This is a genomic window from Marinomonas gallaica, from assembly GCF_001639745.1.
Taxonomy (GTDB): domain Bacteria; phylum Pseudomonadota; class Gammaproteobacteria; order Pseudomonadales; family Marinomonadaceae; genus Marinomonas; species Marinomonas gallaica.
In genome coordinates, this window is sequence record NZ_LTAX01000002.1 from 78,352 (window position 1) to 98,632 (window position 20,281).

General features: G+C 47.8%; 18 protein-coding genes. 12 read left to right on the plus strand and 6 right to left on the minus strand.

What is annotated here, in order from left to right:
• Window positions 1-23 precede the first annotated feature (23 nt).
• The 5 genes from AYW76_RS02520 to AYW76_RS02535 form a co-directional block, all read right to left on the minus strand.
• The gene (locus AYW76_RS02520) at window positions 24-1,343 is read right to left on the minus strand and encodes an MATE family efflux transporter (RefSeq protein ID WP_067215346.1); all 1,320 of its coding nucleotides are present in this window, start codon (window positions 1,341-1,343) and stop codon (window positions 24-26) included.
• A gap of 58 nt (window positions 1,344-1,401) precedes the next feature.
• The gene (locus AYW76_RS18900; RefSeq protein WP_082866070.1) at window positions 1,402-1,566 is read right to left on the minus strand and encodes a DUF2256 domain-containing protein; all 165 of its coding nucleotides are present in this window, start codon (window positions 1,564-1,566) and stop codon (window positions 1,402-1,404) included.
• A 19-nt stretch (window positions 1,567-1,585) separates the two neighbouring features.
• Complete coding sequence (locus AYW76_RS02525; RefSeq protein WP_067215350.1) at window positions 1,586-3,151, minus strand: cation:proton antiporter family protein; 1,566 nt, start codon at window positions 3,149-3,151, stop codon at window positions 1,586-1,588.
• A 77-nt stretch (window positions 3,152-3,228) separates the two neighbouring features.
• A complete protein-coding gene (locus tag AYW76_RS02530) occupies window positions 3,229-4,812 on the minus strand; it encodes an L-lactate permease (RefSeq protein ID WP_067215353.1) in 1,584 nt (527 codons plus the stop codon).
• An 87-nt stretch (window positions 4,813-4,899) separates the two neighbouring features.
• Window positions 4,900-5,781, minus strand: a complete 882-nt coding sequence (locus AYW76_RS02535; RefSeq protein ID WP_067215356.1) for a LysR family transcriptional regulator — start codon at window positions 5,779-5,781, stop codon at window positions 4,900-4,902.
• A gap of 133 nt (window positions 5,782-5,914) precedes the next feature.
• On the opposite strand from AYW76_RS02535, the gene AYW76_RS02540 reads away from it, so the two are divergent.
• Both AYW76_RS02540 and AYW76_RS02545 read left to right on the plus strand, forming a co-directional pair.
• Window positions 5,915-7,477, plus strand: coding sequence for an NADH-quinone oxidoreductase subunit L (locus tag AYW76_RS02540; RefSeq protein ID WP_067215359.1), 1,563 nt, complete (start codon window positions 5,915-5,917; stop codon window positions 7,475-7,477).
• Window positions 7,477-9,870, plus strand: a complete 2,394-nt coding sequence (locus AYW76_RS02545; RefSeq protein ID WP_231872532.1) for a YbcC family protein — start codon at window positions 7,477-7,479, stop codon at window positions 9,868-9,870. The genes AYW76_RS02540 and AYW76_RS02545 overlap by 1 nt, the downstream gene beginning before the upstream one ends.
• A 248-nt stretch (window positions 9,871-10,118) precedes the next feature.
• On the opposite strand, the gene AYW76_RS02550 is transcribed toward AYW76_RS02545, so the two are convergent.
• Window positions 10,119-11,807: a flavodoxin domain-containing protein gene (locus tag AYW76_RS02550; RefSeq protein WP_067215362.1), complete on the minus strand. Its 1,689-nt coding sequence runs from the start codon at window positions 11,805-11,807 to the stop codon at window positions 10,119-10,121.
• 116 nt (window positions 11,808-11,923) lie between these two features.
• Here AYW76_RS02550 and AYW76_RS02555 point away from each other — a divergent pair, with 116 nt between their 5' ends.
• From AYW76_RS02555 to AYW76_RS02595, 10 genes are all read left to right on the plus strand, one after another.
• Window positions 11,924-12,529, plus strand: coding sequence for a PepSY-associated TM helix domain-containing protein (locus AYW76_RS02555; RefSeq protein ID WP_067215365.1), 606 nt, complete (start codon window positions 11,924-11,926; stop codon window positions 12,527-12,529).
• Between the two features lie 11 nt (window positions 12,530-12,540).
• Window positions 12,541-13,017: a DUF2271 domain-containing protein gene (locus AYW76_RS02560; RefSeq protein WP_067215368.1), complete on the plus strand. Its 477-nt coding sequence runs from the start codon at window positions 12,541-12,543 to the stop codon at window positions 13,015-13,017.
• A 19-nt stretch (window positions 13,018-13,036) separates the two neighbouring features.
• Window positions 13,037-13,846: a DUF4198 domain-containing protein gene (locus tag AYW76_RS02565; RefSeq protein ID WP_067215372.1), complete on the plus strand. Its 810-nt coding sequence runs from the start codon at window positions 13,037-13,039 to the stop codon at window positions 13,844-13,846.
• The gene (locus tag AYW76_RS02570; protein ID WP_067215374.1) at window positions 13,846-14,151 is read left to right on the plus strand and encodes a hypothetical protein; all 306 of its coding nucleotides are present in this window, start codon (window positions 13,846-13,848) and stop codon (window positions 14,149-14,151) included. Before AYW76_RS02565 ends, AYW76_RS02570 begins: the two co-directional genes overlap by 1 nt.
• Complete coding sequence (locus AYW76_RS02575; RefSeq protein ID WP_067215378.1) at window positions 14,138-14,578, plus strand: hypothetical protein; 441 nt, start codon at window positions 14,138-14,140, stop codon at window positions 14,576-14,578. The genes AYW76_RS02570 and AYW76_RS02575 overlap by 14 nt, the downstream gene beginning before the upstream one ends.
• A gap of 8 nt (window positions 14,579-14,586) precedes the next feature.
• Window positions 14,587-15,435, plus strand: coding sequence for a metal ABC transporter solute-binding protein, Zn/Mn family (locus AYW76_RS02580; protein WP_067030132.1), 849 nt, complete (start codon window positions 14,587-14,589; stop codon window positions 15,433-15,435).
• A complete protein-coding gene (locus AYW76_RS18905) occupies window positions 15,432-16,133 on the plus strand; it encodes a metal ABC transporter ATP-binding protein (protein WP_082866092.1) in 702 nt (233 codons plus the stop codon). The genes AYW76_RS02580 and AYW76_RS18905 overlap by 4 nt, the downstream gene beginning before the upstream one ends.
• Complete coding sequence (locus AYW76_RS02585) at window positions 16,123-17,019, plus strand: metal ABC transporter permease (RefSeq protein WP_067215381.1); 897 nt, start codon at window positions 16,123-16,125, stop codon at window positions 17,017-17,019. Before AYW76_RS18905 ends, AYW76_RS02585 begins: the two co-directional genes overlap by 11 nt.
• Window positions 17,010-17,759 carry a TroA family protein gene (locus AYW76_RS02590; protein WP_067215385.1) on the plus strand — a complete coding sequence of 250 codons (750 nt, stop codon included), beginning with the start codon at window positions 17,010-17,012 and terminating at the stop codon, window positions 17,757-17,759. Before AYW76_RS02585 ends, AYW76_RS02590 begins: the two co-directional genes overlap by 10 nt.
• A 183-nt stretch (window positions 17,760-17,942) precedes the next feature.
• Complete coding sequence (locus tag AYW76_RS02595) at window positions 17,943-20,171, plus strand: TonB-dependent receptor (RefSeq protein WP_067215387.1); 2,229 nt, start codon at window positions 17,943-17,945, stop codon at window positions 20,169-20,171.
• The last annotated feature ends 110 nt before the right edge of the window (window positions 20,172-20,281 follow it).

A 20,281-nucleotide genomic window follows, 5' to 3' on the forward strand; every position in this document is an offset into this window, starting at 1 on the left:
GGCTCAATATTCATCCAGAGGTCTTAGGCCGCCTTGGCTTCACACGCGGTTTTGAACATTGACTGATAAATCCACCATGCGGTGATACCCGCAAAGACATTAGCAAGCGTAGCGCCAATGAACAGTCCCCATAAGCCACCAATCTGACCGCCGATCCACAAGCAGGGTAGGAAGAACGCAAACAAACGCAGTGCTGACATCCATAATGCCTTGTAAGGCTTACCTAAGGCATTGGAGGCTGACACCATCATCATGCAAATTCCCAATGGGCCAAGGCTGATTGGGACCCAATATAAATGCCAAGTCACAATCTCGATGACCTGCTCATCACTCGACATCAAACCTGCAATACCGCTGGCCGTGAACCACACCAATAGCGCGACTAACGTTTGAAACGCCAACACATACACAACGGCAATACGGATCACCTTTTTGATTTCTTCAAACTTACCCGCACCGTAAAAACGACCGACCATTGGCGGCAATGTCATCGTCAATGCAAGTACAGTTACGATGGCAAAAAACTCAAAGCGAGAACTGACCGCCCAAGCCGCAACCGCCGCGGTACCAAAGCCCGCCAACAATTTCGTTGCCAGTACCGAGGACAGCGGTGGTAATAGCTGGCTAACCATTGCAGGCCCCATAATATGACCGATTTTAGCGAGGGTTTGCGCAATATGCAGATCATCAAACTCAAACGTAAGCCAATGACTCGACATACATTTTGGCACAATGATCAGAATGCCTATTGTAAACGAGACAATGGTAGCGATAGCTGCGCCCACAATGCCCATGTCCAACACAAAAATAAATACGGGGTCTAAGGCAATATTTAATAAGCTAGTGACCACCATGACGATCCCTGGCAACATGGTATTACCGTTAGAACGACAAATGCTGTAGAAGAAATAGATCATCGCCCCTAGCCATGTACTAAACAGCCACCAGCCCCAATAAGCATCAATAATAGGTGAAACACTTTCCGGAGCACTTAACATAGCCAAAACGGCGTCACGAAAGAACCAAACGAACAACGAGACAATGAAGATTCCTGCTGCCCCCAGCACAATCACAAGGCCGCCAAGTTGCTTCGCAAAACGTGTTTCAGAGGCACCTAACGCCCGTGCAATTAGAGAGGTTGTAGCAATGCCTAGCCCGACTTGCAGCCCGATAAAGATCATCGTAATCGGCGCGGTAAACCCCTGAGCAGCCAATGGCAACACCCCAAGCTGACCGATAAAAGCGCTGTCGACAAGCTGAAAACTCATGATCGACAAAATGCCAAACAGCATCGGCCAGGTCATTGAGAAGAGTTGTTTCGCTAAGTGCGCAGAGGATTGCATGGGACTCCTTGGAAGATGACAGGGGATCAGCGCCACATTATACGAGATAAGCGTGACACTACGACGAACTTTCCCCGCTTTTTGCTAGATTGACTCGCTGACGGCGGCAACGCTCAGAGCAGTACTTTACATCCTCCCAGCAAGACGCCCACTTTTTACGCCAAGTGAACGGCCGCTGACAAACAGGACAAACCTTTGTAGGTAAATGAACCTTCTTATGCATAGCAATAAAAAGACGAAGCCTAGCGAATCAACGCCAAGCTTTCTTCCGCAAACCCCGTACCGGCTTCGGTGTAGAAGTTAAACACGTTATCAATACCTGCATTTAGCATGTATTCACGTTCATCTTGATAACGGGCAATCGCCGCCACTTGGCCATTAAAGCCCGTACTGCGTAGCTGTTTAACGACGTTAACGCTGTCATCCGCAGACGGCAATGCCAGCAAAATCAATCGTACATTGCTCAGATCTAAATGCTCCCATAGATCCACGTCTTCACCGTCGCCGAAGAATACGTTGTGCTCTTCACCTTGCATCTTCTTAATACGGAACTGATCCGCATCCATACCGGCAACAACACCATTTTCCATCATGCCCGTTAACGATTCATAAGCGCCGCGTCCCACTCGACCTAAACCGACAACCAGCACCTGCATATTTTTGGGCTGCGCAAAGCAATCCTCAGGCAACGGCACGGTATGTTCGAAACGACGCACGGTATCTTTATAACGACGGAAGTAGCTGTGTGCCTTGCGATAGAGCACGCTGGTAATGACAAATGAGAACGACACAGCAAGCGCTAAAATCACCAACCAATCTTTTACAATCCAGCCTGCTTCGACACTCAACGCGACAACGATCAAACCGAACTCGCTGTAGTTTGACAGCGCCAAAGCGCCAAGGAATGAGGTACGGCCGCGTAAGCGTAAACTGCTGAAAAAATAGAAGAACAAGACAAACTTTGCGAGCAGGAGAACGGTAAGGATCAAGCTTAGTCCAACCATTTCCCATGTCGGTAACGCACTGAAACCGATCGACAAAAAGAAGCCGATCAAAAATAAATCTTTGAAGTTCATCAACGATTTATTCAGCTCCGATGATTTACTGTGAGACGCTAATAAAATACCCAAAATTAAGGCACCCAAGTCACCTTTGACACCCACCAAGTAAAATAGCTCATAACCCCCTAATGCAAAGAAAAGCCCAGTCAGTGGCAGCATTTCTCCGTGGCCAGATAGATCCAGTAAGCGGCCCAATACCGGACGCAGTGGAATCAGCGCGAACAACAGAATCGCCCAAAGAGACGGCACTTGACCCGTTGCCAAGACGAGGAACACCACCGCAACGATGTCTTGCATGACTAAGATGCCCAGCGCCAGTTGCCCATGGCGTGTTTTCATCTCACCCGCGTCTTCTAACAACTTAACGATACATACCGTACTAGAGAAGCTAAGCGCAAAGCCGATCAGCGCTGCCGTTCGCAATGACAACACTTCAAACGCTTGTAAGCCAGCCAGTCCCAGTAGCGACACTAAGCCAATTAATAGAATTGTCCAAGCGCCCATATGACCTAAGGTCGATGCCCACACTTCTCGCTTCAACAAGTCCTTAACATGCAGCTTCAGACCGATACAGAACAGCATCAAGGTGATGCCTAGGTCTGACAAATGCTCCAACACACTCGAAGGCTGCACCTGCATAAAGTTCAGAATAAAACCGGCCGCCAAAAAACCAATCAGCGGTGGTAAATTGACCAGCTTAACGGCTAAGCCACATATGAACGCAAACAGTATCCAAATAAATTCCATAACGACAAACACTTTCCTACTACGAAACAGTACCCAACGTACTTTGCCGACAGCATAGCGACAAAGCGACTCGCTTTCTATATTAGAGAGATAAGAATCAGCTTACCCATCACCGCAGCAATAGCGGCATACACCAGCATCGGCACGATGGTGCGTTTAATCATAGCGCCCTCTTGATTCTTAATACCCAAGATCGTCGAGACCGCGATGATATTATTCAGACAAATCATATTGCCCATGGATGCCCCCACCGACTGTAAAGCCAGCACCAGTGTAATCGGCAAACGAGTTTGCTCGGCAATGCTGTATTGAATACCACCAAAGGTAAGATTCGATACCGTTGCTGAGCCCGAAAAGAACGAGCCCAATGCCCCCAGCAGCGCTGCAACATAACTCCAATTCGCCCCCATCGTACTGGCTAACGTATTGGCAATGATAAAAATCGGTGCTTGATCTCCTCCTTGCATCATGAAGTTCACCATCATCAGCGCGCCCATCAGTGCCAAAATGGGGAACTTGATACGCTGCCATGTTTCTTCGACGGCCTGAAATAGATGACGTTGGCTCAACGATAAGACGGGGACTAACACCAGCACCGTCAGGACAAATGGAATCAAGGCGGGCACATATAGGGTTTTATAAGACCATGACACATCCGTCCCAAGGATCGAAGACCAAGTGACGATCAACGCTTGGCTGATCTGAACATCTCCGAAAGTAAGCCATGGACTGCCCTCGTTTAACCAGCCTTTCAAACCCAGCTGCTGAATGCGCGTCACCACCAAAATCACGATTAATAACAAAAACGGTGACAATGCTTTAAGAATGGCGCTTGTAGCCAAAGGCTCGGGAGAAGTTAGGGTCGATTTATTGGGTTCAGGCTGCAATCCAATACGATATTTCGCTGCTATGATCGAACCGCATAACCCTATCGCGCCCCCAATTAACGACGGAAACTCATAATTCACCTGCGCCAATAAATAATAAGGCAGTGTACAACTCAACGCACTGATCAGAACAAACAGAAGATTAGCGCGAATGGTTTGCCAACTGACTAGAAAACGCAGTGCAATCACGGGAATAAACAGACTTGCTACGAGATGAATCAAAGCTGTCCACTGGGACGTTTCCAGCAGCTCTGACTCGCTCAGATTGAGCGCAGCAAAACCAAACCACGCAGGTGTTCCAACCGCACCAAAAGAGACTGGCACACTGTTCATAACCAGTGCTAACAAAGCCACAGGCATGGCGGGAAACCCCAAGCCGACTAAAATCGGCGCTGCAATGGCGGCAGGCGTTCCAAAACCCGAGGCGCCTTCAAGCATAAAAGCAAACGCCCAGCCGATGATCATAATCTGCGCCACAGCATTTTGACTGATGCTTTCAAGCCATTGTCGCAACACATCTTCCGCCCCAGACAGCACCAATACACGGTTTAACAAAATCGCACCTGCGACAATTGAAATCGGCGTTAGCACCGCCATGCTGCCTGCCACAGCATTGGCTGCAAGCGTCAGTAACTCGGCATTAAAATAAAACTCTTGCAGTAGCGCAACAATCAACGCGGTTAATGGCAACGCCACGTGCGCCGCCAATGGGTGCTTCTTTGTCATACTCCAGACAAGGAAAACCACTGGAAAAACAGCAACCAAGGTATCCATACACGTTCTCCGAATTTACCAGGCTCGCATTATCACAGCCATACTCTTGCAATATACAGTGCACGTATCAAAGTATCAGTGAGTTTGTCATTCTAATTGTTGGCTGCGTAGCAAATGCAGCAGCACTTCCGGAATGAATTTACGCGGTAATAAGATCGCATAGAAATGTTCATAGGCCTGTGGAAGCGCCTGATACACTTGAAGTTTTTTAGCTTCGATCTCATCTTTTACCACCACAGGTGGCATGACGGATAAAAAACCACTATCGCGCGCCAACAAACGCATCATCGCCATATCGTCCACTTCCGCTTTGATGTCTGCACGGTATTGTTGAGTGGCACAAAACGACTCAAACATCGAGCGTATGCCCATATTGCGCCCAGGGAGGATCCACTTCTTATCTTCATAGCCTTGGGGAAAAGACTGTTTGGGCTGCTCACCATAAGGTCCAACAATGGCCACAGACTGGCGCGCCACCAATTGATTTTGCCACAGCACGCCGTGCACATCGTTAGCGATTGCGCGGTTGGTTAAAGCGATGTCTAGCTCGTGGTTAATTAAGCCATCCATCAAATCCCCCATGGTGCGTGCATACAATGAAAACGTCACCGTTGGGTCATCAAATAAAGGCGTTATAAACGCTTCGATAAAGTTACGCGACAAGTGGGTTTCAACCCCGATATTCAGGTGCGTGTGATGGGTATTACCACTTTTCAAAAACTGCTCTAGTTCCTCACCAGTGGAGAAAATATCTTGGGCATAAAGTTGCACCCGTTTTCCCACATCCGTTAGCACTAAACGACGTCCCTCGCGCTCAAACAACGGTTGGCCTATTTTGCTTTCCAACTGTTTGATTTGAGCAGACAAAGCGGATTGAGAAACGTGTAACTGCTCAGCGGCCTGTGTTAAATGGCCGATGCTGGCGACACGCCAAAAATAATACAGGTGATGATAATTAAGACGCGCCATGAAGCTTCCTCTTAGGCGTTGCAAATACATAACCAAAACAGAACGTTTTATTAGAATATATGTATTTTTATTAACTTTAAACTCTCTGCATACTGACGCCAACTTTCATTTATTGGCTAGGTAAGACGAAAAAATGACCTTCATGACTTTTTTACTGCCTGCTCTGTTTGCTGTAACAGGGGTTTTATGTGGTTTACCCAAACTACGTGATCATGCGGCAAGCATTGCACTTTGGGGCGCTCGTCTTGCGCCATGTTTGCTCATCGCTATTCTTACCTCCTGGTTGTTCATTACACCAAGCCCCGACGCCCCATTTCATGGTTCACTATTAAGCGCCTTAATGCTGGTTTTAGTCGTATTTATGGCGTGGATTTTAGTGCAGTTTTCACAACATTACATGGCCGGTGAGCCCCGTGTGGCGCAATATTATCGCTGGCTGATGCTAACGTTATCGGCCGTCACGCTGACCTTAAGCAGCAACCATTTACTAACGTTTTGGGCTGGCTGGGTAGGCATTAGTTTAGGACTGCACTTCTTACTTACCTTCTACCCAGAACGTCCTCGCGCCATTCTTGCAGCCCATAAGAAGTTTATCCTTGCGCGTATCGCTGAACTGTCCCTGTTGACGGCTTTTTCGCTACTTTATCTTGAACATGGCACTTGGTATTTAACTCAACTGATGAGTCAGATGCAGGGAACGCTGTCACTTACAGAGCAGATCGCAGCCTGCTTAATTGCCATGGCGGCACTAATGAAGTGCGCGCAGTTACCAGTGCATGGCTGGTTAATGCAAGTCGTTGAGGCCCCGACTCCCGTCAGTGCCTTGCTGCACGCAGGCATCATTAATTTAGGTGGCTACCTTGTATTAGCATTTTACCCACTGCTTCATCTAAGCAACGCTGCGATTTGGTTACTATTGATTGTTGCGGGGTTAACGACTTTATTTAGTGCCTTGATCATGACCACCCGAATCAGTGTCAAAGTGCGTCTCGCTTGGTCTACCAGTGCACAAATGGGCTTGATGCTTTTAGAGTGTGCTCTCGGCCTGTACGAATTAGCCGTTCTACATTTAATGACGCACTCGGTCTATAAAGCTCATGCCTTTTTAAATTCAAGCAACGCGGTACACGAATATTTGTTACGCAAAATTGCGCCGGATGAAACGCCTAACGCCTTGGCTTGGGGAGCGGGGCTCGTATTTAGTGGGGTCGCTGTCGGCCTGTCTATTTGGCTTTGGGGATATCAAGGCCCCTTTAGCCCTTGGTTATTAATGGCAATAGCATTGACCTTGCTGATTGCTCAATGGCGCAGCGTACCACAGCCTTCGTCTTTACTACGCTTAGCAGGGATTGCGTTGGCACTGTCGATCTTATACGGCGGATTAAAAACAGCCACTGGCTGGCTTCTATCTGGTCACGTCGCTGAGCACACCAATCAGGCATTTAGCTTGGCAGATATCTGGGCATGCGCTTTGTTTATCATATTGTTCGTCTTAGCCGTCGGCCTTCGGTACTACGCCCATTTAGGTTGGACACGTCGCTTCTCGATTACCTTATTCGCAGGCCTTTATTTAGATGAGTGGTTTACCAAAGTCACGTTAAAAATCTGGCCTGTGACCCTCCCGGCACACTCTAAAGCCAAGCACCATGGCGTAGCGTTGCTGTTCCCTAATCTGTCAAAAGGCTGGAAAAAATAATGATGACGACGCACTCTTCTTTAACTCAGTCGCAACAAGCAGCCATTACAAAAGCGACGCAATGCTTGGCACCTAATTGGCCTTTAGATCGAATGATTGCGGTTAATCCCCTGTGGAACAACGTTGGCCAGCCATTTGATAAGGTGGCAACCGAAGTATCCACTTTGGCAGGAATTCGCTGCCATATGCCTGTCTCTACCTACTTAGAATGGTATGAGCAAGGTCGCATTCAAAATGATTGTTTACTGCAAGCAGCCAGTGAATACGGGGTCCACATGTCGGCTGAAGCGCTGATCATGTATTTGAGTAAAGAGACTGCCCGTGTCCAGAGTTGGCGTAACATTGCTGATTGGGCCGACTTGACCCGTAGCCATCATAAAATGTCATGGCACGATGAGATCACTCACCAAATCAGTCAGTTCTGTGCCGCCCATTACCAACAGCAGCGCCCCATGCTACAGCGTCAATATCGCCAGCAGTCACTCAATCTTTACCAGCATTGGTTACAGGTATCGCGCTTGGATCGTGGTTTGGCGATTATTATGTCGGAAGCCAAATTAGAACAAGAATTCGCGGCACTTCCAGAAGATCAAGAAGCACTCTTTTTTGAAGCAATTACTACACTCCATATTCCTCAAAGTACCTTAGCTGAATACGGACAAGCCTTATTGCTCGACATTAATGGCTGGGGCTCTTATTTGGCGTATCGCGCTTTTGAAGCAGAAAAAGTAGGACAACAACAGGATGATGTACGCTCCTTGCTAGCCATTAAACTCGCATGGGAATTAGTCGTTTGGCGCTATTTAGAAAAACGCAGCCCTGAAGACTTTGGCCTCCTAGCGGAACGTTGGAAACAACAATCGCACCATTTAAATGAACTGCGTGAACAACACAGCGAAGCCCTGGCGATCCCACGTATTTGGGCACGAGCATTAGAACTCAGTGAGCAACAAGCACTTCAACAGCAGTTAATCGACGTCAATGCCAACCTTCCTGATACGCCAGCTATGCAGGCGATCTTTTGCATTGATGTACGCTCAGAAGTGTATCGTCGAGCACTGGAACAACAAAGTAGCAGCATTGAAACATATGGTTTTGCTGGCTTTTTTGGTCTGCCTATCGAATACGAGCAAGCCGGTACGCAAGTCGCACGCCCACAGTTACCAGGACTTTTACCCCCTGCTATTCGAGTCGTTGAAAGCCAGGCAGACGAAGAAAAACTGGCCCAAGACAACCGGTCTGCTAGCTGGAACCGTTGGGGCAACGCCGCTGCAGGAACGTTCTCTATGGTGGAGTCCATGGGCTGGTGGTACGCCTTTAAGTTGTTTAAGAAAAACCTAAAAGGCGATACCTCTCATGCTTTATCACCGACGCACGGCAGCCATTGGACCCTGACTCGCCAAGGTCGAACACTGGACATTCAAGACCAAGCCGAACTCGCCAAAGGTGTGCTGGATACCATGGGGTTGCGTCATTTTTCCAGTACAATTCTCCTTGTGGGCCACGGGAGTCACAGCTGTAATAACTTACAAAGTGCTGGTTTGGAATGCGGCGCATGTGGCGGTCAAACCGGTGAAATCAACGTCCGTGTTTTGGCTCAGTTACTGAACAATCTCAAAGTGCGCGAGGCGCTGAAACCGATGGGCTATTCCATTCCGGATCAAACCCAGTTTGTGGCTGCGCTGCACAATACTATTACAGATCATATTACCTGCTACAACGAGGTCAACGATCCAACGGTCGTTGACTGGCTCATGCAAGCGACTTACTTAGCGCAACAAGAACGCGCGGTAAAAGTGGATCAAGCGTTACTCAACATGGATAGAGAAGAGCGTAATGCTGCGTATTTGCGCCGTGCCAAAGACTGGTCACAAACACGCCCTGAATGGGGGTTGGCGGACAACAACGCCTTTATCATCGCACCGCGTCAGTACACTCGAAACCTGGATTTAAACGGCCGTAGCTTTTTGCATGATTATGATTTCGAACAAGACTCTGACGCTGATATCTTAGAGCGTCTTATGACAGCACCGATGCTGGTGACACATTGGATTAATATGCAATACAACTTATCCACCACCGATAACTTTAAGTTTGGCAGTGGTAATAAAGTTCTGCATAACGCCGTGGGCGATCATATTGGTGTGTTTGAGGGCAATGGCGGCGACCTACGCGTCGGTCTTGCCATGCAGTCGTTGCACGATGGCCAACAATGGATGCATACACCGCAACGCTTAGCCGTGTACATCCGTGCCCCCAAGCCGTTCATCGAGTCCATCGTCGCCAAACATGAATTACTGCAGCAGCTGATCGACAATCAGTGGCTTTATGTATTCCAGTGGGATGAACAGAGCATCAGTCGATTCTATCAAGGGGCTTGGCAACAGGATTAGCCTGTTGCCGATTTAGGTCTAGGATCAATTCAGTTAGACCTATAAATTATTCTAATGAGAACAATTCTTGTTTTTACATTAACTTTTTCAAATAATCGTTTATAATTAGCTCATCGGACGCATTGCTCCGATCTTACCTGCTCGATGAAGAGATTTGATCTGTAACCGATTAGGTAATACAAAACCGAGTTTGCGCGGATGCTTTGTCATCCGCTTTTTTTTGCAATATGTCAGTCTTTCTTCGTCGATCAATACAAATCCGTGTGCAAACGCGTTTCAAAATAGGTGTCTGAAAGGATCTGCTGTAACGTATGACAGACTTCATTACCAAACCCTTCACGACTGCCGCAGACATAAATATGCGCCCCCTGCGCTAACCATTGACGAACTTCTGCTTGATGCCTTTTCAAAAGTGTTTGTACATAGTCGCCATCTGGTCGAGACCACGCTGAGTCCATTCGAGTGAGAACACCAGAATGCTTCAGTGCTTTAAGATCGTGGGAAAAATAGTCATCATATTGCGCGTATTGTTCACCAAAGATCAACCAACTAGGCGTCTGACTTTGCCATGCTTGTTTCTGTTTTAAAAAGCCCACGAACGGCGCTAATCCTGTTCCTGCACCAATCATGATCAAGGGCACATCATCCACCAGATGAAACGCTTCATGCTCCCGAATACTGGCCTTAACAAGGTCGCCTGATTCCATGGCACTCAATCTACCGGAAACTAGACCAACGTGACCATCTGAGCGCAAATGCCGTCGTACTAACAACTCCACATAGTCTTTTTCATAAGAGGCTATCGAATAGAGGCGTTCAGGCTCATTCGTCTCATCTGCCTGTACCGCCAGCAGATCTCCTGCGCGATAGCGAGCACCTGAACAATACAGCCTAATTCGATGAACATGACGATGTGTCTGCATGGGGTTCAAGCATTCATTGCTCACCACCGTAAACGTGTCGTACTGCATTGAAACGGTATCACTCACAATCCCCAATCGACCACAAATTTGCTGCCACCAGTGATCGACAGCCGACACATCCATTCGATCCACTTCTTGCGTCGGCAAGGCTAATTTAAAACCCTTTTGACGCAACAAGTCAGTGAGCTGGTGACCAAAGGCGCAAAACGTATTATAGGTACGATCACCCAGTGCCAATACACTGAACTCGGTGTCGATGTTGCTCTTTGTCTGTTTCTTTATGTCTCGTAAAAAGCTATGTGCGGTATCGGGCGCATCGCCATTGCCCTGAGTGCTCACCACAAAGAAGACTTTTTGATAACTCAATAACTGCTGTGTTGTTAACTGCGACATACAACGCACGTCCAACAAAGACTGAGCCGTTTCATGCAACTGCTCAGCCAAGCGTTTCGCGCTGCCGGTTTGGCTGGCATAGGCAATCAGTGCCAGTCGCTGACCTGGCCGCATTGGCAACTGCTTTTTAATATCAACGTACACGGCGAGCATCGGCATTATAATGAGAAATAATGCCCACCAAGGGTGAATGGAAGCCTGATTATCTAAGTCAAACACACGGGAATTCAATACTACAGCCGCCATAAGCACCATGGAAAAGCCATAACGTCGTATGGGGGCTGACGTTAATGCCAGCAGACCTATGACAATCACTCCCCATAACAGGCACTGACTGATTAACGAAAGTCCTTTTAACCAATACCACTCTTGCGTCGAGAAAACATACCCCAATACATCATGATCCACTTGTGCCACCAAATTATGACTAAACCGATAGACCGAGTGCTCAGCTAACGAAAAGAGCGGATGCTCGGGAATACGAGCCTCTAGCGGAGCCTCAACCGTCTTGCTGGCACTGAGCACGCTCCACACATACAGCAAGATAAACAATGCTACCCCACCGGCCATATACATCATGCGATTTAACTGCTGAATAAGTTTTGTAAACCACCAAGACACCGTTCTCTCCGTAAACCTATGTAAATCTATCTGATAATTATTCGTATTATATTGCATATTATTAATGATAGCGATTATCATTGGCGAATAATTTACAAATAAGATTACTTCCGTTTATGACACGCCCTTTTATTGCACTAAATCGCTGGGCTCGCTGGCTACATATTTACAGCGCAGCGCCTGTATTACTGCTGATGATTTTTTTTGCGTTAACGGGAGTGTTACTGAATCACGGCAATTGGAATTTAGGCGCCACAGATCAATCCAGCCAAACTCTGGACTTACCGAGTACGTTGTCAGAGTTAGAGTGGGACCATGAATCTACTTATACCGCATTGAGCGTGTTGACGTGGCTAGATCAAACATACGCGATTCATGGCGTAGACATAGAAATCACGTGGGCATTGGATGAGCAGTTATTACTACTGCATTTAGACGGGCCTCAAGGCAGCTATGCCGTAGAAGTGTATCCCGAAGAGGCTGTTGCAGAGGTGTTTATACGTCACCTGCCCTTTTTGGAAATGCTCAACAATTTGCACCGCGGCAAACATGTTAATGGGTTTTGGCTTTGGTTATCCGACATTGCCGGCCTGTGTATGCTGGTCTTTTGTCTGTCTGGCCTGTGGCTTTTATTGGCCAACACCTTGCAACGAACCACCACCCTTAGTTGGGTGAGTTTGGGTTCTGTGGTCATGGTGATGGCTGTTTATTTGATGCATTAAAGGAGAGCTTTATGCGCTCATTAGTTAATAAAACGCTGCTTGCGGCCACACTCGGTATGGCGAGCATCACGCACGCCACCACAGTGGATGTGACTTTCAACATTCCACAACCTGATGCCGAGCGTTACGCCAAACCTTACGTGGCGATCTGGGCCGAAAATGGTCGTAATGCTGAGCACCTATTGGTCTGGCACCTACAGGGTGAGAAAGACAAATGGTTATCCGACCTACGCCGCTGGTGGCGCAAGATCGGTCGCTACGATCATCAAATGGACGGTTTAACCGGCGCGACAAAAGGGCCAGGGCAATACAGCAAAACCTTTGAGATCAACGATGAATGGGACACTTTCACCTTATATTTCGAAGCGGCCCGCGAAAACGGAGGCCGCTCTTTAATGAAAACCCAAATTGATACAACGGATGGCCACCAACAGTACCGCATTCCCGCCGAAGATGAGCTGGGCGACATTCTCATTACGATTAACTAAACACATTTAAGGAATACTTATGTTTAAAGCGACTTTATGCGCTCTAGGTTTATTAGCAGCAAGCGGTGCAATGGCTCACGAACTGATGATCATGCCATCAAAATCCATAATCACAAAAGCACCTGCGACGGTTGCAGTCGATATCTCCGCTTCCCACGGTGTGTTTCGCTTTGATAAGCCTGTTGGCGTAGATAACATCAATGTATACGGCGCAGATGGCAAACCTATTCGCAACATTGGTACCGTCGTCAAAAGTGCTTCTCGTACCTCTTTTGATTTGCCGATGCAAACCGATGGCACTTACAAAATCGTCTACGGCAGCACTGAGCCGATGTACATGACAAGCTACACCATTGGTAAACGTGACACTCACAAACGCCTACGTGGTACTCGAGCGGAAGTACAAGACCAAATTCCAGCGGATGCGAAAAACATCGAAACGGTGAAAATGAACCGTTATGGCATGTCATTCGTAACGGCAAAAATGCCTACTAATGCAGTACTAGAGCCATCAAATGAAGGGTTCGAAATCATTCCTGTGACGCATCCAGCCGATTACATCAATGGTGAAGAAATTGAGTTTCAAGCCATGTTAGATGGCAAAGCCGTAGAGGGCGTGGACATCACCATTAAAGCTGAAGCCGGTCTCTATAATGGTGAATTAGAGCCTATTACACTTAAAACTGACGCTAAAGGCATGGCCAGTGTCGAATTTGAAAACGCCGGGCGTTACGCCGCTACTTTTGGTTACCAAAGTGACGAAGCAGGCGACAACGCAGATAAAGCCTTTTACACCGTGTTTTACACCTTTGAAGTGGTATACGAATAATGACCAAAGCTACCTTACTCATGGGTAGCCTAGTGGCTTTGCTTTCGAGCAAAGCCATGGCCCACTACCCAACACTCGATTGTGTACTGCTACAGCAAGAGGTGCGATGCACCGCAGCCTACAGCGATGGTTCGCTTGCTTACGGTGAAACCGTTGAAGTACGCAGCTACGATGAAGAGCTGCTGACGCAACTCACAACCGATAAGGCAGGACAAATTCGCTTGCCACAACCTGACGGCGAATATTATCTAATGTTCGATCCAGGGCACGAAGATCCGGCAGAGTTTGACTATGCCGAGTTCTGAGATTGAAGTGATTTTACCTGCCAATGGCCGCGGGGAAACGCGCAATTTTCTGCTGATCTGCGCGGCCATCATAGCGACAGCAATGACTTTATTGTCGCTTATTCAAAAGGCCGACGGACAAACCGTGCCTGAATTGCCTACTTCACTAAGCAATATGGCCACACAAATCAGCAATGCTATCGAAGAAATCACTCTACTTGAAGAAGCGGGCATGTTGTCAGAGCCTTATCAGCTAGGTGATCTGCCTCTGCCCGCACTCAACGGGCAACGTTTTCAGCAACAAGAAGAGCGCTGTTTCACGCTTTTACAGGGACAATACCTGTTTATCATCGAACGCCATGACGACACTTGGGATGCTCATTGGGCCGTAACAGACCAGCCCGCAGACTGTCATGCACCGCTTACTTGGCACTCGCTTAACCAATAGGACTTTCCATGCGATATTTACTGCTCAGCCTACTTGTCTTGATCAGCACACACGCAAGCGCTCGACTGCAAGTGGGCATCACTTTGCACCCTTACTATTCCTATGTTAGCCACATTCTTGGCGATCGTGGCGATGTGCTACCGTTAGTTGAAGCTGGTTTCAATCCACATAATTATCAGCTCAGTCCCGCCGATATCGAGCGTTTAAACAGCCTTGATGCGCTGGTTGTGAACGGCATTGGACATGATCTATTTGCTACCAATACCGTTGACCGTCTTCAACCTGACAATCTAACCGTAATCTATGCCAATAAAGATGTGCCCTTGATTGGTCACGATGAAAAAGTAAACCCACATTCTTTTGTCTCTATCGACGCCGGCATTCGTCAGGTCTACACCATTGCCAAAGCCTTAGGTGAGTTGGACCCTGATAATAAAACCTACTTCCTCAAAAATGCATTGGCTTACGCCAAGACGCTGCGCGCGCTGAAAACGCCCGTGCAACAAGCCCTACTGGATAAAGACGTTAGCAATCTTCGAATTGCCAGTACCCATGGGGCGTACGCCTATTTACTGCAAGAGTTCGGATTGACGGTATCGGCCGTCATTGAACCGGCACACGGTGTGTCACCGACAGCCTCTCAGTTAGAAGACACCATCGATACCATCCGTAAGCAAAACATTGATGTATTATTTACCGAGCTGAACATGGAAAACCGCTATGTCGATTTGATCGAACGGGAAACCGGCATAAAGGTTTATTACTTTAGCCACATGACACACGGCGACTACAGCAAAGACCAAGTCGAACGTGAGATGGGCAACAACCTCGCCAAGCTTGCCGAGGCACTGCAATGATCAAAGGCCCAAGCTTACATCTGGCTAACCTAACGGTAGCCGTAAAAGGTATGACATTACTCAGCGCTATGGACTTGTCATTAGATGGCGGACTTTGGCATGGCATTGCGGGCCCCAACGGCGGCGGCAAAAGCACGTTACTTAAAGCCATCGCAGGTTTACACAATCATTCAGGCACTATTGAGCTGCATTGGCCAGAAGGTCGTGATGCCATTGGCTATATGCCGCAACTGTCTCCCTTTGATGCCTCGTTACCCGTGACTGCTCTCGATTTTTTACGTATGCATTGTGACAAGCGTCCAGTGTGGCTTCGCTTTAAAGGGGATCCAAAAATCGCGGCCGTAGTTGAAAAAGTACGTATTCAAGGGTTACTCAGTAAGCGTCTCGGCACCTTATCTTCAGGTGAACGACAACGCGTTTTATTGGCCTGCGCTCTGCTTAATCGCCCCCATGTTTTACTGCTCGATGAACCACTCGCCGGTGTGGATAAATACGGTCGCGAGCAGATTTTAGAAATCCTGATGAATTTTAAAGCCGACGGCGGCACCATTATTATGATCGAACACGATTGGCAAATCTTACAACAATACTGCGATAGCTTGTCTTGGATAGATGGCACACTTCAGGCGCACGGCGAACCCAATTCCGTTTTACAGTCCCTACAAGTGCCGATGATAGGTCTTCGTCATGCTAGCTAGTATTCATTCGGCATTTTCCCATCTCGTAGACAGTGGTTTATTACCAAGCATGTTTGGCTATGGCTTCGTGGTCAATGCGTTTCTAGCTTGCCTGATGATCGGCCCGTTGCTTGGGTTATTAGGCACCTTAGTGGTGGTAAAGCGCCTTGCCTTTTTATCCGAAGCGGTCGGCCACAGCGCGTTGACTGGCGTCTCTATTGGCATCTTAATGGGAGAGCCTGTGACCGAGCCTTGGATTAGCCTGTTTGCTTTTTCGATTTTATTTGCACTGACTCTTCAATGGGTGCGCGGCCGAACGACTGTACCTTATGATGCGCTCATCGGCGTATTTTTGGCGTTTGCGTTAGCGCTGGGGGCCGCTCTGCTGATGTTCGTCGCGAAAAAAATCAATGCACACTTAGTCGAGCAAGTGTTGTTTGGCTCCATTTTGACCGCTTCTGCTTACGACTTAATTATCTTATCCGCCATTACTCTGGTCGTCATGGGGTTGGCATGGTTTAGCGCCAACCATGCTTTTTTAAACGCCTTAAGCCCTGATATTGCCCAGTCTCGACGTATATCAGTCACCCTGCACGATTACGGCTTTGTTCTGTTAATTGCCTTAGTGACGGTTGCCGCTGTAAAAATCATCGGTGCGATTTTAGTGGGTGCCTTACTGTTGATACCTGCGGCCAGTGCTCGCCTCATTGCTCAGGATTTACGCGGCATGGTGGGACTCTCTGTTTTGATTGCCACCACCAGCGCGTTAGTCGGTGTGCTGCTGCCCATGCATATGAAATGGGCCATTGGCACCGGTCCTGCGATTATTTTAGTCGCTTGTGTTTGGTTCATCGTCGCTATTTCTATTTACTCTCTGCGTAAAGGAGGCTCCACCGCATGCGCGTAATACTCTCTAGTTTTTTACTGTTAATGACTCATTGGGCTGTGGCCGCTAACGTCGCAACGGTAGCGCCCATCACTCACAGCATGAGCCAAGCATTATTGCAAAATACGGAAATTGAAGTCACTTACCTACCGCCAACACGACTGCCGATTAACCGTATCCCTAGCTGGCTCAACCGTAATGAGACCGAGCCAATGCCCCACTTCGATGCCATTGTGAATATTAGTTCACTTCGACCTGAACTGGCGTTCTACAAGCCCTTACGCAGTCGTAATATACACATTGTGCCAATCGATATTGCCCAAGCTCTGATCCCCGCTGGCGAGCGCGTGGCGACTCAACAGCCTGATGAGTACTTTTGGCTAAACACGAATAATGCCCTGCTTATGCTGGGGATTTTAAAACGCGACTTGATTGCTCTGTGGCCAGATGAAGCCGAGCAAATTAACCGTAATTTCCGAGCCACTAGCACCGCTTTGCGTCAACTGGCGTTGGATATCGACGACGCGCTACTAATGTCAGGCTTTGATGCGCTAATTGATGCTAAAGCGTCCGTCTCGCCGTTTAGCCAAGGCTTAATGCTACCAACGCTTGATTTGGATGAAGTAGACAACTTGAAAACTCTTATCATCGATACCAAAGCGGGTGAAAATACTTGGCAAATCGATGACTTTAGTCGCTATAGCAAACGCGACTTTATCCGTCGCTGGCAAGACAATTTGACTCAGCTACCGACTCCTTAACCTTACTTCACCCCTCTTTGACAGAGGTTACTCTCGTTTCCTCTGTCAAAATCGTCTTTTTTATGCAGATTACACAAAGAAATTGTAAGAAATACCTACCAATAGTAACAATTATCATTTAGCATTTGCTTCTCAATTATATGTAGCCTCTATTTTTAAAACATTACTGGTGTGAATAACTCGATGAAGAACTCAAACTCTTACAATACTACGCCATTCAAAGTGGCTCCGATCGCAATCGCTGTAGGTTCCGCTCTAGCATTAATGAGCGCGCCAGCATTTGCTGCCGATAACCAAGTTGCATTGGATCGTATCCAAGTCATTGATAGCTCTGAAAAAGGCTACAAAGCAGAAGCGCCATCAAGCCCTAAGTTCACTCAAGAAATGGTCAATACACCAAAAACCATTAACGTTGTGAACGAGCAAGTATTGGAAGACCAAGGAGTCACTTCATTAGAAGACGCACTGCGTAATGTATCTGGTGTTTCAACCTTTGGTGCAGGTGAAGGCGGTGGCGGTAACGTCAATACCTCTGACAATGTCACCATTCGTGGTTTCGATGCCAACGGCAGCATTTACTCTGATGGCATCCGTGATGTCGCGGGCTACAGCCGCGATACGTTCAACATCGAACAAGTTGAAGTAGCAAAAGGCGCTAATGGCTCGATCTATGGCAAAGGTTCTGCTGGGGGCTCGGTAAACCTAGTTTCTAAAGCCGCGCATCTTCGAGGCGACAAAAACAGCATCAACGCCTCATACGACGAAGGTGATACCAAACGCTTAACAGGTGACTTTAACAAAGTTTTGTCTGAAGACAGTGCGATTCGTTTAAACCTCATGGCAGAACAAGGTGGCGACTACTGGGATAATGGCGAAGAAGAATACAAAAGCTACGCCATTGCACCGTCTTACTTTGAACGACTGAGTGAAGATACGGATTTCACGATTAACTTCCTACACACAAAACAGGACAACACGCCTGTCATCGGCTTGCCTTTCATCACCGAACAAACCAGTGCAGCACTGGGTATTCCAGAAGGCACGTTGCCCGAAGAATACTGGAGTAACTACTACGGCGTAAAAGGTCGTGACTTTGAAGAACTCGATGCCACCGTTGTGACCGCTATTATCAACCATAAGTTGAGCCCAGAGTGGAACCTACGCAGTCAAACACGCTTTGGCGAGACCGAAACAAAATCCATCATTCACCGCCCTTGGCCTGAGAACTTAGGCGACCGTAACAACCCAGATTATACGGGGAATTACGGCTTAGTTTTCCCAAAAACAGATTTCAGCAAAAACCAACTGTTAGTGACTCAACTTGATTTCATTGGCGAAAAATACATGGGGAATGTGCGCCATGACATCGTCATTGGCGCTGAAGCGTATCGCGAAAGCCAGAAGACACCGAACGTTGATTTATCCGGTTACAGCTACTCAAAAGAGTCGTATAACCCACTGAATCCAGGTGAGATTACAGCGACTGGTAACTACAGTATCGATGGCTACTCAAAAGATGCGACCGCCAATGGCCTAGCCGCCTACCTCCACGATACCGTTACGTTAAATGAACATTGGCAAGTTGCCGCTGGCGCGCGTCTTGAAAACTACGACGTCGACAGCACGCAAAACGTTGGTCGTGGTGACAGCGCTACCTCAGTCAGTGCGTCGTCTGATGCCAACTTATTCAGCTGGAATACATCGATCAACTTCAAACCGACACGCAATGGAAGTATCTACCTATCGGTAGCTAACAACCAAGAACCTAATGGTAACAACCTATCATTAAATGGCCGTAACGCTGAACAAGTGAGCGAATACACATCGCTTGATCCACTTGAGTCGATGACCACTGAACTGGGTACAAAATGGGAACTACTGGACGACCGCCTATTGTTGAGCGCCGCTGTGTTCAGAACAACGAAAGACGTCTATGACACCATCGACGAGCAGCTCGCTACATCAGGTGAGCAAGAAAGCAAAGGCTTCGAGCTGTCCGCAACTGGCCAACTCACGGACGCACTGGCCATTACTGCAAGTTACACGCGCCAAGATGCAAAAGTAACGGAGAACTACAGTAATCCAGAAGCCGAAGGTAACGGTCTTACGGCTGCACCAGATGACTCGGCGGCCCTATGGATGACCTATGCCTCTGGCCCACTGACACTCGGTGCAGGTGCAGAATACCAATCTGGCAACGATTTCTGGCGTCGTAACACAGTTTACTTCACCACCGGTGATATCACGCTAGTGAACGCTATGGCAGGTTATGCCTTTACAGAAAACCTGTCGGCTCAACTAAACGTCAGCAACTTAACTGACGAACGTTACGCGACCGATTACAGCGCCAAAGGGCACTTTAAACCTGGCAATCCACGTAATGTAAAAGTGTCTGTAAAATACGACTTCTAAGTCGCATTCTCGGCATCAAATAAGAGCGAAGTCACTCCCCTTTCTTCGTTCTTGCAAAGCAGTCGTGTTACTTCTACACGGCTGCTTTGCCGTTTCTACACTTTATAACG

Coding starts and splice junctions, on each gene's coding strand:
- AYW76_RS02520 (WP_067215346.1), bottom strand. CDS start 1,343: ATGCAATCCTCTGCGCACTTAGCGAAACAACTCTTCTCAATGACCTGG.
- AYW76_RS18900 (WP_082866070.1), bottom strand. CDS start 1,566: ATGCATAAGAAGGTTCATTTACCTACAAAGGTTTGTCCTGTTTGTCAG.
- AYW76_RS02525 (WP_067215350.1), bottom strand. CDS start 3,151: ATGGAATTTATTTGGATACTGTTTGCGTTCATATGTGGCTTAGCCGTT.
- AYW76_RS02530 (WP_067215353.1), bottom strand. CDS start 4,812: ATGGATACCTTGGTTGCTGTTTTTCCAGTGGTTTTCCTTGTCTGGAGT.
- AYW76_RS02535 (WP_067215356.1), bottom strand. CDS start 5,781: ATGGCGCGTCTTAATTATCATCACCTGTATTATTTTTGGCGTGTCGCC.
- AYW76_RS02540 (WP_067215359.1), top strand. CDS start 5,915: ATGACCTTCATGACTTTTTTACTGCCTGCTCTGTTTGCTGTAACAGGG.
- AYW76_RS02545 (WP_231872532.1), top strand. CDS start 7,477: ATGATGACGACGCACTCTTCTTTAACTCAGTCGCAACAAGCAGCCATT.
- AYW76_RS02555 (WP_067215365.1), top strand. CDS start 11,924: ATGACACGCCCTTTTATTGCACTAAATCGCTGGGCTCGCTGGCTACAT.
- AYW76_RS02560 (WP_067215368.1), top strand. CDS start 12,541: ATGCGCTCATTAGTTAATAAAACGCTGCTTGCGGCCACACTCGGTATG.
- AYW76_RS02565 (WP_067215372.1), top strand. CDS start 13,037: ATGTTTAAAGCGACTTTATGCGCTCTAGGTTTATTAGCAGCAAGCGGT.
- AYW76_RS02570 (WP_067215374.1), top strand. CDS start 13,846: ATGACCAAAGCTACCTTACTCATGGGTAGCCTAGTGGCTTTGCTTTCG.
- AYW76_RS02575 (WP_067215378.1), top strand. CDS start 14,138: ATGCCGAGTTCTGAGATTGAAGTGATTTTACCTGCCAATGGCCGCGGG.
- AYW76_RS02580 (WP_067030132.1), top strand. CDS start 14,587: ATGCGATATTTACTGCTCAGCCTACTTGTCTTGATCAGCACACACGCA.
- AYW76_RS18905 (WP_082866092.1), top strand. CDS start 15,432: ATGATCAAAGGCCCAAGCTTACATCTGGCTAACCTAACGGTAGCCGTA.
- AYW76_RS02585 (WP_067215381.1), top strand. CDS start 16,123: ATGCTAGCTAGTATTCATTCGGCATTTTCCCATCTCGTAGACAGTGGT.
- AYW76_RS02590 (WP_067215385.1), top strand. CDS start 17,010: ATGCGCGTAATACTCTCTAGTTTTTTACTGTTAATGACTCATTGGGCT.
- AYW76_RS02595 (WP_067215387.1), top strand. CDS start 17,943: ATGAAGAACTCAAACTCTTACAATACTACGCCATTCAAAGTGGCTCCG.